12 protein-coding genes and 1 tRNA gene are annotated in these 14,383 nt (G+C 67.6%); 10 read left to right on the forward strand and 3 right to left on the reverse strand.

Features of this window, described 5'->3' with window-relative positions; translation table 11 throughout:
- Positions 1 to 59: 59 nt before the first annotated feature.
- From AS031_RS14210 to AS031_RS14225, 4 genes are all read left to right on the forward strand, one after another.
- Positions 60 to 1,478, forward strand: a complete 1,419-nt coding sequence (locus AS031_RS14210) for a phosphomannomutase/phosphoglucomutase (protein ID WP_058268819.1) — start codon at positions 60 to 62, stop codon at positions 1,476 to 1,478.
- 3 nt (positions 1,479 to 1,481) lie between these two features.
- Positions 1,482 to 1,973: a hypothetical protein gene (locus AS031_RS14215; protein WP_058268820.1), complete on the forward strand. Its 492-nt coding sequence runs from the start codon at positions 1,482 to 1,484 to the stop codon at positions 1,971 to 1,973.
- A gap of 14 nt (positions 1,974 to 1,987) precedes the next feature.
- On the forward strand, positions 1,988 to 2,473 hold the full coding sequence (locus AS031_RS14220; RefSeq protein WP_058268821.1) for an RrF2 family transcriptional regulator: 486 nt from the start codon (positions 1,988 to 1,990) through the stop codon (positions 2,471 to 2,473).
- A 152-nt stretch (positions 2,474 to 2,625) separates the two neighbouring features.
- The gene (locus tag AS031_RS14225) at positions 2,626 to 3,786 is read left to right on the forward strand and encodes a globin domain-containing protein (RefSeq protein ID WP_058268822.1); all 1,161 of its coding nucleotides are present in this window, start codon (positions 2,626 to 2,628) and stop codon (positions 3,784 to 3,786) included.
- Positions 3,787 to 3,933: 147 nt separating this feature from the next.
- Here the strand turns inward: AS031_RS14225 and AS031_RS14230 are convergent, their stop codons facing one another.
- The gene (locus AS031_RS14230) at positions 3,934 to 5,760 is read right to left on the reverse strand and encodes a phosphoenolpyruvate carboxykinase (GTP) (protein ID WP_058268823.1); all 1,827 of its coding nucleotides are present in this window, start codon (positions 5,758 to 5,760) and stop codon (positions 3,934 to 3,936) included.
- 277 nt (positions 5,761 to 6,037) lie between these two features.
- On the opposite strand from AS031_RS14230, the gene AS031_RS14235 reads away from it, so the two are divergent.
- The 5 genes from AS031_RS14235 (at position 6,038) to AS031_RS14255 (ending at position 11,202) form a co-directional block, all read left to right on the forward strand.
- A tRNA-Arg gene (locus AS031_RS14235) sits at positions 6,038 to 6,114 on the forward strand.
- A gap of 80 nt (positions 6,115 to 6,194) precedes the next feature.
- Positions 6,195 to 7,649, forward strand: coding sequence for a dihydrolipoyl dehydrogenase family protein (locus tag AS031_RS14240; protein ID WP_058268824.1), 1,455 nt, complete (start codon positions 6,195 to 6,197; stop codon positions 7,647 to 7,649).
- Positions 7,650 to 7,718: 69 nt separating this feature from the next.
- A complete protein-coding gene (locus AS031_RS14245; protein WP_058268825.1) occupies positions 7,719 to 8,486 on the forward strand; it encodes a hypothetical protein in 768 nt (255 codons plus the stop codon).
- Complete coding sequence (locus tag AS031_RS14250) at positions 8,483 to 10,519, forward strand: YhgE/Pip family protein (protein ID WP_058268826.1); 2,037 nt, start codon at positions 8,483 to 8,485, stop codon at positions 10,517 to 10,519. Before AS031_RS14245 ends, AS031_RS14250 begins: the two co-directional genes overlap by 4 nt.
- Complete coding sequence (locus AS031_RS14255) at positions 10,516 to 11,202, forward strand: TetR/AcrR family transcriptional regulator (protein ID WP_058268827.1); 687 nt, start codon at positions 10,516 to 10,518, stop codon at positions 11,200 to 11,202. Before AS031_RS14250 ends, AS031_RS14255 begins: the two co-directional genes overlap by 4 nt.
- A 652-nt stretch (positions 11,203 to 11,854) precedes the next feature.
- Here the strand turns inward: AS031_RS14255 and AS031_RS14260 are convergent.
- Positions 11,855 to 12,856, reverse strand: coding sequence for an EamA family transporter (locus AS031_RS14260; protein WP_058268828.1), 1,002 nt, complete (start codon positions 12,854 to 12,856; stop codon positions 11,855 to 11,857).
- Between the two features lie 72 nt (positions 12,857 to 12,928).
- Between AS031_RS14260 and AS031_RS14265 the strand changes: the two genes are divergently transcribed.
- Positions 12,929 to 13,843 (forward strand): LysR family transcriptional regulator, encoded by a 915-nt coding sequence (locus AS031_RS14265; protein ID WP_058269034.1) that lies wholly within the window; start codon positions 12,929 to 12,931, stop codon positions 13,841 to 13,843.
- Here the strand turns inward: AS031_RS14265 and AS031_RS14270 are convergent.
- A complete protein-coding gene (locus AS031_RS14270) occupies positions 13,821 to 14,348 on the reverse strand; it encodes a SixA phosphatase family protein (RefSeq protein ID WP_058268829.1) in 528 nt (175 codons plus the stop codon). The genes AS031_RS14265 and AS031_RS14270 overlap by 23 nt on opposite strands.
- Between the last annotated feature and the right edge of the window lie 35 nt (positions 14,349 to 14,383).

Raw genomic sequence — 14,383 nt, forward strand, 5'->3', positions numbered from 1 at the left:
ATCGCCAGGTCCCTCCCCTCCTCCACAGGCACCGCGCGGGCCCACGTAAGATAAAGCCCGTGACTAGCGAACAGACAACGACTTTTGACCTTTCGGCATCCTTCAAGGCCTACGACGTCCGCGGCATCGTGGGCGAGTCGATCACCGCCGAAATCGTCGAGGCCGTAGGGGCCGCGTTCGTGGACGTCCTGCAGCTCAAAGGGCAGACCATCCTGGTGGGCGGCGACATGCGCCCCTCCTCCCCCGAATTCAGCAAGGCGTTCGCCAACGGCGCCGCCACGCGCGGCGCCAACGTTGAGCTGCTTGACCTGATCTCCACGGACGAACTCTACTTCGCCTGCGGATTCCTGAACCGGGCCGGCGCCACGTTCACCGCCAGCCACAACCCGGCCGGCTACAACGGCATCAAAATGTCCAAGGCCGGAGCCGTTCCCATCTCCTCCGAAACGGGCCTGAAGGACATCCAGCACCTGGCCGAGCAGTACCTGGACACCGGCCACATCCCGGCCGCTGCCACCCGTGGGCTCATCGGCGTACGGGACGTGCTGAAGGATTACGCAGAATACCTCCGCAAGCTCGTGGACCTCTCCGGGTCGCGGCCCCTCAAGGTGGTGGTGGACGCCGGCAACGGCATGGCTGGGCTGACCACGCCCGCCGTCCTGGGCGACGCCCTGCTGCCCAAGCTGCCGTTCGACATCATCCCGCTCTACTTCGAACTGGATGGGTCCTTCCCCAACCACCCCGCCAACCCGCTGGAACCGGAAAACCTGCGCGACCTGCAGGCTGCGGTCCTCGAACACGGCGCGGACATCGGCCTGGCGTTCGACGGCGACGCCGACCGCTGCTTCGTGGTGGACGAAAAGGGCGAGCCCGTGTCGCCGTCGGCCGTTACCGGGATGGTTGCGCGCCGCGAGATCGCCCGGGCCAAGGCCCAGGGCGAGTCCACCCCGACGATCATCCACAACCTCCTCACCTCCCGTGCCGTGGCCGAACTGGTGGAGCACGACGGCGGCCGTGCGGTCCGCACGCGCGTGGGCCATTCCTTCATCAAGGCAGTCATGGCCGACGAGGGTGCCGTCTTCGGCGGTGAACACTCCGCCCACTTCTACTTCCGCGACTTCTGGAACGCGGACACGGGGATGCTGGCCGCCATGCACGTCCTGGCCGCCCTGGGCGAGCAGGAGGGGCCGCTGTCCGCGCTGTGCCACGAATACGAGCCCTACATCAGCTCCGGCGAAATCAACTCCGAAGTGGAGGACAAGCCCGCTGCGGTGGAGCGCGTGCGCCAGGACTTCGCCGGCGAGGACATCAGCATCGACACCCTTGACGGCAGCACCTTCACGGCCAACGACGGCAGCTACTGGTTCAACCTCCGCCCGTCCAACACCGAACCGTTCCTGCGGCTGAACGCCGAAGCGACGGACCGGGCCACCATGGAACGGATCCGGGACCGGGTCCTCGCCATCGTGCGGGGCTAGGCCGTGGCCTCCGACCATACCGGCCCGGCCCCGGAAAGACAGGGAAGCTGGCGCGACTCGGTACCCGAAGCCACCGCCGTTGACCTTGAAAACCTCCTGGGGACCGGCGTCAGCGCCGCCCGGGAACAGCTCCAGCGCGGCGGCGGGTTCCTCCCGTTCGCCCTCACCGTGCAGAACGACGGCGAAGTGCGGCTGGTAGCCGTCTCCCCGGCTGACACGGCAGGCGGGGACGGGTCGGAGTTCGACGCCGAGGCCATGATCAACGACCTGCAGGCTCTCCTGAAGCAGAACCGGAACGACTTCCGGGCCGCCGCCCTGGTGTGCGACATCCTGCTGGTGGAGGACGACTCGGACGCCATCCATGTGGCCGCGGAGCATCGTGACGGCTCCGTCTTCGCCGCCGTGCTCCCCTACGCCGCGAACACGGCAACGCAGGAGTGGGAGTTCGGCCGGCTGGAGGCGGACACCAACGAGCCCGTCATCTGGGTGGACTAGACCGGCGCAGCGCCATGAAGATCAACGCCTTCGCCGACGTCAGCCTCCGGGCCCTGATGGTGCTTGCCGCCGCCCCGGACGGCCAGCTGCTGACCACGCAGAACATCGCCGATTCCGTGGGGACGCCGTACAACCACGTCAGCAAGGCCATGGCCAGGCTGCGCACCATGGGACTGATCGACGTGGAACGCGGCAGGACCGGCGGTTCCCGGCTGAGCAGTGCCGGGCGCACCGCCACGGTTGGACAGATCCTCCGCGAACTGGACACCCGCACCGACCCGGCCGAGTGCATGTCAGCCACGGGCAACTGTCCGCTCATTAATGAATGCAGGCTCCGCGCAGCGTTGGCCCGCGCCCGGGAAGCGTTCTACCGCGAGCTTGACCCGGTGGTCATTGCCGAGCTTCCCGGCTCCCGCCAGATGGCCCCGGTCTTCGCCATGATCGGCCTGCGCCCGGACCTCGACACGGGCCCGGAGAACACGCAGCTGCCCGGCATCTGAGCCACTCCCCCACCCACCTATCCGGGTGTTGCCTCCCAGTTTGATTCGAAACTTCTACAGGGTGTAGAACTAAGGCAGAAATACTCGCATTTCAAATGCAGCATTTCATTACGGCCGGACGAAGGCCCCGGTCCCAACTTCAGGAGTCCGCAATGCTCTCGGATAAATCACGCCCTGTCATCGAAGCCACCCTGCCGCTGGTGGGCTCCCGGATCGGGCAGATCACCCCCAAGTTCTACTCCCGCCTGTTTGCCGCCCACCCCGAACTGCTGGATGGCCTCTTCAGCCGTTCCAACCAGCGCAACGGCACCCAGCAGCAGGCCCTGGCCGGAAGCATCGCGGCCTTCGCCACCCACCTGGTGAACAACCCCGGAACGCTTCCGGAGGCGGTCCTCTCCCGCATCGCGCACCGGCACGCATCCTTGGGCATTACCGAATCGCAGTACCAGGTGGTCTACGAGCACCTGTTCGCAGCCATCGCCGAAGACCTCGCCGAGGTGATCACCCCCGGGATCGCCGAAGCCTGGACCGAGGTGTACTGGCTCATGGCGGACGCCCTCATCAAGCTCGAGAAGGGCCTGTACGCGGCACAGGCCAATGACCGGATGTGGGCCCCGTGGCGGGTGGCGGCAAAGACCCCCGCCGGCGCCGGGTCCGTGACCTTCACCCTCGAACCCGCCGACGAAACGCCCGTCACCGAAGCCATCCCGGGCCAGTACATCAGCGTTAAGGTCCAGCTTCCCGACGGCCTGCGGCAGGTCCGCCAGTACTCCCTGTCCGGCGAGGCCGGCACCAGCCGCACGTTCACCACCAAGCGGGACGACGGCGGCGAAGTCTCCCCGGTGCTCCACGACACCGTCCAGCCCGGCGACATCCTGGAAATCTCCAACCCCTACGGCGAGATCACCCTCAAGGACGGCGGCGGCCCCGTGGTCCTGGCATCCGCAGGCATCGGCTGCACGCCCACCGCCTCGATCCTGCGCTCGCTCGCCGAATCCGGCTCGGACCGCCAGGTGCTGGTGCTGCACGCCGAAAGCACGCTGGAAAGCTGGGCGCTGCGCAGCCAGATGACCGCCGACGTCGAACGCCTGGGCGGCGCCGAGCTGCAGCTCTGGCTGGAAACGCCGGCAGACGGGGCGAAGGAGGGGTTCATGTCCCTGCGCGAAGTCGACCTTCCGGCCGACGCTTCCCTGTACCTGTGCGGACCGCTGCCGTTCATGAAGAACATCCGCAACGAGGCCATCAACGCCGGCATCCCCGCCACCCGGATCCACTACGAGGTCTTCGGTCCGGACATCTGGCAGGCCAGCTGATTGACTCATCGATTGCTCCGTACCGGCCCTTTTGACGGTCTAAAAGGGCCGTTTTGGAGCAATCGATGGGAACCCGTGGGGAACGACGGCGGCCCCGCACCTTTTCGCAAAAGGTGCGGGGCCGCCGTCGAACTCAGCGAAGAACCGCTAGGCCAGGCGGCTCTTCAGGCCGTCGAGTTCCTTTCGGAGTGCGTCCGGCAGGGATTCGCCGAAGTTGCCGAACCACTCTTCGATGGAGGCAAGCTCGGTGGCCCATTCAGCGGGATCCACCTTGACTGCTTCCTCCACCTGAGCGGGGGTCATGTCCAGGCCTTCGAGGTCGATGGCGTCACCGGTGGGCACGAAGCCGATGGGCGTCTCCACGGCGTCGGCCTTGCCCTCGAGGCGCTCGATGGCCCACTTGAGGACCCGGGCGTTGTCGCCGAAGCCGGGCCAGGCGAACCCGCCCTCGGAGTTCCGGCGGAACCAGTTGACCAGGAAGATCCTGGGCAGGCGCTCCGGGTTGGCCTTGGCGGACAGGTTGACCCAGTGGTTCAGGTAGTCGCCTGCGTCGTAGCCGATGAAGGGCAGCATGGCCATGGGGTCGCGGCGGACCACGCCCACAGCACCGGCCGCGGCAGCGGTGGTCTCCGAGGACAGGGTGGAACCCATGAAGATGCCGTTGGTCCAGTCGCGGGCCTCGGTGACCAGGGGAATGGTCGTCTTGCGGCGTCCGCCGAACAGGATGGCGGACAGCTCCACACCGTTCGGGCTGTGGTACTCCTCGGCCAGCATGTCGATCTGGTCGATCGGCGTGCAGAAGCGCGAGTTGGGGTGCGCAGCAGGCTTGCCGGACTCGGGCGTCCAGGAGTTGCCCTGCCAGTCGGTGAGGTGCGCCGGGGTTTCCTCGGTCATGCCCTCCCACCAGACGCCGCCGTCGTCGGTCAGCGCAACGTTGGTGAAGATGCTGTTGCCCTTGGCGATGGCGCGCATGGCGTTGGGGTTGGTGCCCCAGCCGGTACCGGGAGCCACGCCGAACAGGCCAGCTTCCGGGTTGACCGCACGGAGTTCGCCTTCCTTGCCGAACCGCATCCAGGTGATGTCGTCACCCAGGGTTTCGACCTTCCAGCCCTTGATGGTGGGGTCCAGGAGTGCAAGGTTGGTCTTGCCGCAGGCAGACGGGAAAGCGGCCGAGACGTAGTACGTCTTGTTTTCCGGCGAGGTGAGCTTGAGGATGAGCATGTGCTCGGCCAGCCAGCCCTCGTCGTGCGCCATGACGGATGCGATGCGCAGGGCGTAGCACTTCTTGCCGAGCAGGGCGTTTCCGCCGTAGCCGGAGCCGAAGGACCAGATGGAGCGCTCTTCGGGGAAGTGGACAATCCACTTGTCCGGGTTGCACGGCCACGGCACGTCCGCCTGGCCGGGCTCCAGCGGGGCGCCCAGGGAGTGCAGCGCCGGAACGAAGAAAGCGTTCGTTTCGGTGATCCGGTTCAGGACGTCCGTGCCAATGCGGGCCATGATGCGCATGGAGGCGACGACGTAGGCGGAGTCGGTGATCTCGACGCCGAACTTGGGATCCTCGGCGTCAAGGTGGCCCATGACGAAAGGAATGACGTACATGGTGCGGCCGCGCATGGAGCCGGCGAACAGCCCGCGCAGCTTCTCCTTCATCTCAGCCGGGGGCATCCAGTTGTTGGTGAAGCCGGCGTCGTGCTTGTTTTCGGAGCAGATGAAGGTCTGTTCCTCGACGCGGGCAACGTCAGCGGGGTCCGAGAAGGCCGCGAAGGAGTTGGGGAACAGTTCCTGGTTGAGCCTGGTCAGGGTCCCGGCTGCAACGAGCTCGTCGGTGAGGCGGGTGTTCTCCTCCTCGGACCCGTCAACCCAGTAGATGCGGTCCGGCTGGGTCAGCTCAGCAACCTCTTCTACCCATGCCAGCAGACCGGCATGTGTGGTGGGTGCTTCGTCAAGCAGCGGCTTCTGCGCCAGATCGCCCATTGCAGTTCCCTTCCTCGGGTTCATCGGTGTGTCCTAAATGCTATGGTCCGGACCACTGCCGGTTTTTGGCAGTTTGCTTGCTACAAGTTCGCCCTAAATTCTGATTCCGCGAGAATTCAAGGAATATTTGCGGAAAAGTCTACGATTAAGTGAGCAAGGTCACCTATACCGGTCTAGTTGCGGAGATTACACCCGTTTCGATTTGGTCCTGCGGCGAGACTCGCGTAAAGTAATTCGAGTTCCCGGGAGAGCGGTTCTTCTCCAAGGGAAACGGAATGCGCCCATAGCTCAGCTGGATAGAGCGTCTGTCTACGGAACAGAAGGTCAGGGGTTCGAATCCCTTTGGGCGCACCAGACAAGGTCCGCACCGGTTCGCCGGTGCGGACCTTTTGCTTTAACCCTGCGCATGCCTCCCCCGGGCGTAGGCTGTCCCCATGATTCCTGAGCCCGTGGGGCGCGACTTCGACGTAGTGGTGATCGGCGCCGGAGCCGCCGGCGAAAATGTGGCAGGCCGGGTGGTTCGGGGCGGCCTGACGGCGGTCCTCGTGGAGGCTGAACTCGTGGGCGGTGAATGTTCCTATTGGGCATGCATGCCCTCCAAGGCGCTGCTGCGGCCCGGCACCGCCCTGCACGGGGCGCAAACCACGCCCGGGGCCAAAGAAGCCGTGACCAGGACACTAGACGCCGCCGCGGTACTGGCCCGCCGTAACTACTTCACCTCCAACTGGCAGGACGACAGCCAGGTGGACTGGGTCAGCGACACCGGGATTGAACTGGTCCGCGGCCGCGCCGCCCTCACCGCGCCCCGCACGGTGGAGGTGGCAGGGCTGGACGGCACGCAGCACAGGCTGCAGGCCAGGCACGCGGTGGTCCTAGCCACCGGGTCCGTCCCCAACACGCCACCCATCGAGGGCCTCCAGGACGTGGACGCCTGGGGCACGCGGGAGGCCACGTCCGCGGGCGAGGTGCCTGAGCGGCTGGCGGTGCTGGGCGGCGGAGTGGCAGGGACCGAGCTGGCGCAGGCCTTTGCCCGGCTGGGTTCCTCGGTGACCCTCATTGCGCGCAGCGGCCTGCTGGGCAGCTTTCCGGAGGAGGCCGCACAGCTCGTGGCCGCCGGCCTGCGTGCAGACGGCGTGGAGCTGCGCCTGCACACGGCCACGGAGCGGATCCACGCGAACGACGACGGCACGGTTCATATTGCCTTGGCTGACGGTTCCACTCTCACGGCGGACAAGGTCCTGGTGTCCACCGGGCGGCGCCCGGCCCTGGCCGGGCTTGGCCTGGAGCACGTGGGGTTTGAGCCCGACGAAGAAGGACGGCTGCGCCTGGAAACCGACAACACCGGGCTCGTCACGGGCGCCGGCGGCGAAGGTTCCTGGCTGTACGCGGTGGGCGACGCTGCCGGCAGGAACCTGTACACGCACCAGGGCAAGTACGAGGCCCGGGCCACGGGTGACGCCATCGCCGCGAGGGCGAAGGGCGGGCTGGACGGGCGCCCGGCGGACTGGAGCCGCTTCGCCCAGACCGCCAACGAACACGCCGTCCCCGGAGTGGTCTTCACCGACCCCGAGCTTGCCACGGTGGGCCGCAGCCTGGACCGGGCCCGCAAGGACGGCTACAACGCTTCCTCCGTGGAGCTTCCCATCCAGGTGGCGGGTTCCTCGCTGCACGCCGAGAACTACGAGGGCTGGGCCCAGCTGGTGATCGACGAGGACCGGAAGGTTCTGCTGGGAGCCACGTTTGCCGGGCCTGACGTTGCCGAGCTCCTGCATGCCGCCACCGTTGCCGTGGTGGGCGAGGTCCCCCTGGACCGGCTCTGGCATGCAGTTCCCTCCTACCCCACCATCAGCGAGGTGTGGCTGCGGCTGCTGGAAAAGTACGGCCTCTAGGAACAGTATTTGAACTGACCGGTCAGTTTGGTTACGCTGGGAAGACGCACATTCTGTGAAAGGCTTTCCTTGCTCTCAGCACGCCAGCTTTCCGTCAAAGGCCGTCGCGACCCCCTCCTTCCCCCCACCACCCTCTCCGTGCGGAGAGGGCAGCTGCTGCTGGTGTCCGGCGACCGCCAGGACCAGCGCACCGCCCTTGCCCTCGCCCTGAGCGGCCGGATGAAGGCCACTGGCGGGACGGTGGAGTGGGACAGGCACCAGCGCACCCGCCAGCTCAGGCTGGCCAGCGCCCTGGTGGATTCCCCCGGCGTCAACGAGCCCGAGGAACACCTCAGCGTCCGGGACCTTGTCACCGAGGACCTCGCCCTGGTGCCGCGCCGTTACCGCGGTGCCCTGCTGAGCGGGCCATGGCTGAAGGTGAACCGCTTCGAGGACATCGCCGGGCTCTGGTCCGAGCAGCTGGAACCGGCACGGCGCCTTGAGCTGCTCACGGCGCTGGCCCTGGCCAACCCCCACACGGACCTGCTGGTGGTGGATTCGCCGGACCGGCACAGCGCCGACGTCGACAACTGGCTTCCGCGGCTCCTGGAACTGGCGTCCGACGGCGGGAGGCCGCTGGCCGTCGTCGCCACCGTCCGGGCCCTTCCGCCGTCGTGGGACGGTCCCGCCGCGTCCGTGGGCAACGACCTGCCCGCCGGGCAGCCGGTTCCCGACGGACCTGGGGCTCCGGGAGACCCTGACCGCGGCACCGTTGACGTCCCCGGCGCCCCGGCCGCCCCTGCACGCACCGGGCAGCATGCCCGGACTGAACGACTCGAAACCGAGGTTGCCAAGTGACCGTTTTGCGGCTGGCCCGCTCAGAACTCAAGCGCATGACCGGCGGGCTGTTGCCCAAACTGACCATCCTCGCCCTGACCATGGTGCCCCTGTTGTACGGGGCGGTGTACCTGTACGCCAACTGGAACCCGTACGGGCACCTGAACAACCTGGATGCTGCGCTGGTGGTGGAGGACACGGGTGCCGCCACCAGCGATGGAACCCGGCTGGAGGCCGGAACCAAAGTGGCCGACAGCCTGGTGGAAGGCAACGTCTTCCACTGGATTCCGGTAGCCGACTCCGACGAGGCGGACCGGGGGGTCAGCAGCGGCCAGTACGCGTTCGCCTTGAAGATCCCGAAGGATTTCTCGGCCAACCTTGCGTCCCCGGGGAGCTTCGACTCCGCCAGCCAGGCCATGCTCAACGTCACCACCAATGACGCCAACAACTACCTCCTGAGCACCATCGTGGACAAACTGACCACGGCGGTCCACAGCACGGTCGCTACTGAGGTGGGCGAGGAAACTGCCAACCAGCTGCTCACGGGCTTTGGCACCATCCATACCCAGATGCTTAAGGCTGCGGACGGCGCGGGGCAACTGGCCGACGGCGTCGCCACCCTCCGCGACGGCAGCGCCACCCTGTACCAGGGCACCACGGAACTGAGCGCGGGGGCCTCGGAGCTGCAGGCCGGGCAGCTGAAGCTGCGGGACGGCGCCAACCAGCTGACCGACGGCGCCGGGCAGCTAAGCAGCGGGCTTTCGCTGCTGAAGGACAAGACGGCGTCCCTGCCCACCGATACCCAGACGCTGGCCGCGGGCGCGGCGCAGGTGGCAGCCGGCAATGCCCAGCTCAACGCCAAGGTCCAGGACGTGGCATCGCAGCTTGAAGCAGCGGACCAGGGCCTGCGGACCCGGGTGGTGGAATCCAACAACAGGCTGGTGGCCTCCGGGGTCCTGACCCAGGAACAGGCCAACGCCATCCTTGCCGACTTCGATGCGGCCGCCACCTCCAGTCCGGTGGCAGCAGCCAAGACCCGGCTGCAGTCCGATGCGGCACAGATCCAGCAGCTGGCCGACGGATCAGAGGCCGTCAGTGTGGGTGCGGCCCAGCTGGCCGCCGGCACTCCGGCACTGAAGGACGCCGTGAGCCAGGCCTCGGGGGGAGCCGACCAGCTGCACACCGGCGCCGCGGCCCTTGCCACCGGCGAACAGTCGGCACTGGACGGAGCCGCCAAACTCTCCGACGGAGCGCGCAGGCTCGATTCCGGCGCCGCGCAGCTGGCGGAGGGTGCCGGCACCGCCGCCGACGGTTCCAGGTCGCTCGCCGACGAGATCGGCAAGGGCGCCGGCCAGGTTCCCAACCCTGATGACGCGCAGAAGGACAACCTGTCCCGCGTCATGGCGGACCCGGTGGCCGTCAGCAACGTCTCCCAGGCCAAGGCGAACTCCTACGGGGCGGGGCTGGCACCGTTCTTCCTGACCCTGGCACTGTGGATCGGCATCTTCATGCTGGTGCAGGCCATGCGCCCCATCACCCAACGGGCACTGGCCTCCAACGCGCCGTCGTGGAAGATTGCCCTGGGCGGCTGGCTCCCGTTCCTGGCCGTGTCCGTGGTCCAGGCATCCCTGCTGACGCTGGTGGTCAACGTTGCCCTGGGCCTGGACCCTGCCCACCCCGTGCTGATGTGGCTGTTCATGCTGGCGGCGGCCATGGCGTTCAGCGCCCTGATCCAGGGCATCGTGGCGCTGCTTGGCTCTCCCGGGAAGCTGGCGGTGCTCATCCTGCTGGTGCTGCAGCTCGTCTCGTCCGGCGGCACGTTCCCGTGGCAGACCACCCCGCAGCCGCTGCACGTGGTGCATGAGATCCTCCCCATGGGCTACGTGGTGACCGGGATGCGGCACCTTATCTACGGCGCGGACCTCTCCATGATCCTTCCCACCGTGGCAGGACTCGTGGGGTACACCCTGCTGGGCACGGTCCTGTCCACCCTGGCGGTCCGCAGGAACAAGTACTGGTCCCTGAAGACCCTCAAGCCGGAGATCGCCGTATGACCACGGGCCAACACGACGCCGGCAAGGGGCGGCGTCCGGGGCGCACCACGGCCACCAGGCAGAAGCTGTTCGATGCGTCCATGGAACTGATCGGGGAACGCGGTGCCGCCAACGTCACGGTGGACGAAATCGCCGCGGCCGCCGGGGTGTCCAAGGGAACGGTCTACTACAACTTCGGCAGCAAGTCCGAGCTCATCGCCCAGCTCCTGAGGCACGGTGTGGACATCCTCAAAGCCCGTCTGCTGGGTGCCGCCGGCAGCGGACTGGACGCGCCGGGGTCCCACAACCAGGCCGACCGAACACAGCCACCGGTTGATCCGCTGCTGGCCATGGAAGCGATGATTGGCCAGGCCATGGACTTCATGGCCGCATACCCGTCCTTCGCCAGGCTGTGGGTCAGCGAAAACTGGCGCATCCCCAGCGAATGGCAGGGCACCTTCGCCGTCCTGCGCGGCGAGCTGCTCGAGGTGGTGGGACAGGCCGTGGAGAACGTGGCCAAGGCATACCCGGTGGACCCGTCCGTGTCCCGCGGCAGCCTGGAAACGGCCATCTTCGGCGCGTGCTTCGTAGTGGGACTTGACCGGCAGACCTACAACCCCGAACGCACTCGTGACCAAAGCGTTGCAGCAATCATGGCCATCATGCGCGGCTACGTCCTGAAGGACGCCGAACCTCGGGGATGATGGAGCACATGCGCCAGATGGGGAACAGCGGAAAATTTGCGGTGGTGTGCGGCATCGTCGCGGCCGGGCTGCTGGTGCTCACCGCAATGACCCTGGCGGAGCCGGTGCTGGTTGCCTTCCTGGGAGTCCTGTCGATCGCCTACCTGGCAGGCGTTGCCGAACTGCTGCGCCGGCGCCGGCGGGTGGCCCTGCTGGCAACGGGAGCCGGCACCAGTATTACCCTGGCGTGCTCGCTCGCGTTCCTTAGCACCTGGGAGCTGGCGTTCGACGGAGAATCCTCCTTCCTTGGCACTCCCCTGCCCACCGACGATCCCGACAACTACTTCATGGTGGCCGCCGCCGCTGCGCTGGCTACCCTCGCAGTTCTCTTCCTAGGGGTCGTCTGGCCGTCTCGCCGCGGCACCGCCGGGATGCGCAGGCCTGCGGCTGCACGGCCCTCCGGACGTTCCCCTGCGCCGAAGCAGGGACGCCGCTCCCCGCAGGCCACCACCCACAAGGCCGCCCACAAGGCAGCAGCCGGCCGGACACCGGCCCCGCGCGCCGGCAACCAGCGCAGCACCGGCCAAGTTACCCCAAGCCAAAAAGTCACAGGCCCCAAAGCCACAGGCCAGCGCTCCCGCGCGCAGGGGCCTGCTGTCCAGAGAGCCCCGGGTCAGAGTGCTTCGGGGACCCGCGCCCCAGGGGTGCTGCCCCCGGCAGCCAAGCGGCCGCCGTCGCCCGCTGCTCCTGCCCGGCGCCCCGCACCCAAGTCAGGCAACGGGTCCGCTCCGCGCCGCTGAGGGGAACGGCGGCCGCGGGTGAGGACCGCCGTCGCCACCCCGGCCAGGAGCAGGACGCCGCCGCTGATTTCCGCCGGCGTGGGGACCTCGCCCAGGACGAACCACGCGGTTGCCATGCCCACCACCGGCACCAGCAGGGTGAAGGGGACAACTGCCGACGACGGGTGGCTGGCCAGGAGCCGGTTCCAGATCCCGTATCCCACCAGTGAGGCGAATACAGCCGTGTAGAGCGCACTGAGGACAGTGGGAGCCTGCAGGTGCGCCAGCGTGCCCGCCACCGCGCCCGGGCCGTCCACCACCAGTGACAGTCCGGCCAGCGGCAACGGGACAACAGCGCCGGACCAGACCACCAGGCCCAGCCCCGAGGCCGCCTTCGCCTTCCGGGCAATAACGTTCCCGGCGGCCCAGGACAGTGCGGCCGCGAGGACGATGAGGAAGGGCAGCAGGGGTGCCACGGCGCTGCGGCCCACGGCAACGACGGCCAGCCCCGCTGCACCCAGGAACACCCCGGCAAGTTGGCGGGGTCCGGGCCGTTCACCAAGGAAGACGGCAGCCAACAGGATCGTGAGGAGCACCTGCGCCTGCAGGACCAGGGAGGCAAGCCCGGCAGGCATGCCCACCGCCATGGCGAGGTAGAGCAGCCCGAACTGCCCGGCGCTCATGAACAGGCCGACGCCGATGATCGCCTTCCAGCTGACATCGGGCTTGCGGACGAAGAAGATCCAGGGAACCACCACCAGGACAAAGCGCAGGGCGACGAACAGCAGCGGGGGGACGTCCTGGCCGGGCGGGTGCAGGCCGATGTCGATGGCCACGAAGTTCAGGCCCCACAGGATGGCGACCAGGACGGCGAGGAGGGAGTTGCGCGGGTTCACCCCATCAGCGTGGCAGAACGTCCAATGAAGCACCAGCGCTTATTTGCATCCCTAATCGTGTACCTTTGCTTCATGATTGATATCGGGTCGCTCCGCGCCCTGGCCGCGATCGAACAGCACAGGTCCGTCATTGCAGCCTCCGAGGCCATGGGCTTCAGCCCCTCGGCCGTCTCCCAGCAGGTCAAGAAGCTGGAGAAGGAAGCGGGCTTCGCCGTGCTGGAACGCCGGGGACGGGGCGTGCTGCTCACCGAACGCGGCGTGGCGCTGGCGGCCTATGGGCGGCGCATCCTTGCCGAACTCGAAGAACTGCAGTCAACCCTGCTCGCAGATCCGGCCAGGCCCAGCGGGCCACTGCGGGTGGTGGCATTCTCCACCGCATGCCGCGGGCTGGTGGGGCCGCTGCTGGGCAAGCTGGCCAAGGCCGGCAGCGACCTGGACGTCAGCGTCCTTGCCGAAGACCCACGCGAGGCCGTGGCCCGCGTGGCGAACGGCGAAGCGGACCTGGGTCTGGTGCACAACTGGAATTCCGTGCCGCTGGTAATTCCCGAGCACCTGTCGCTGGAGTGGCTGTGTGAGGACATCGCCGACGTCCTGGTGCACAGCAGCCATCCGCTGGCGGGGCGCCCGGGAGTCACACCGGCGGACCTGGTGGATGAGCAGTGGATCAGCACCCCGCACGGAGCCATCTGCAACGAAGCCCTGCTGAGGATCTTCGCCGATCTTGGCCGGGTTCCCGACATCAAGGTCTACGACCCCGATTTCGCTACCCACATCGCCCTGGTGGAGCAGGCCGCCGTGGTGGCCCTGGTTCCGCGGCTGGGCCGCCCCGCGTTACCCGGGGACGTCGTGGCGGTGCCCGTCACCGACCCCGTCCAGGCGCGTCAGGTGGGCATCGTCCACCGCAGGACCATGACGGCCAGCCCCGGCATCCGGTACGCGTCGGAGCTGCTGCGGGAGCTCGCTGCTAGTGGGGCCGGGGAACCTTGAACCTGGTGATCCGGGCGTCCTGACCGTCGAGCTCGGCCCAGGTTTTCTCCGTCTCCAGGACCGTCAGGGCGCTGGTGGGATAGCGGGTGGCGGCATCCATATAGGCGTCGTGGTCCGAGTCGCGGGAGGCCAGGTGCATCGCCAGGTCCTGGACGCCCGGCAGGTGCGAGATCAGCATCAGCGTGGTCACGGTGTCTGGAACGTGGTTGACCACGGAAAGCATGCGCAGGGCCGAGGCGGCGTACAGCCCATCTTCCAGCTTGGGGGTCGGCGCCTTGTCGCCGAGTTCCGAACAGACCCAGGTGCACGTCTGCCGGGTGCGCAGGGCACTGGAGCAGAGGATGAAGTCCGGGATGATGTTGTGCTTGAGCAACCAGCGGCCTGCGAGGGGCGCTTCGCGGTGTCCGCGCTCCTCCAGGGGCCGCTCATGGTCCGCCACGCCTCCGGGCCAATCCGCCTTGGCGTGCCGCATGATCACAAGCCGGTGAAGGTGGTGCTCACTCATACCCCAAGCCTATCCAAACGACTTAGCCGCTGAGG

It is taken from the genome of Pseudarthrobacter enclensis (genome assembly GCF_001457025.1).
GTDB lineage: Bacteria > Actinomycetota > Actinomycetes > Actinomycetales > Micrococcaceae > Arthrobacter > Arthrobacter enclensis.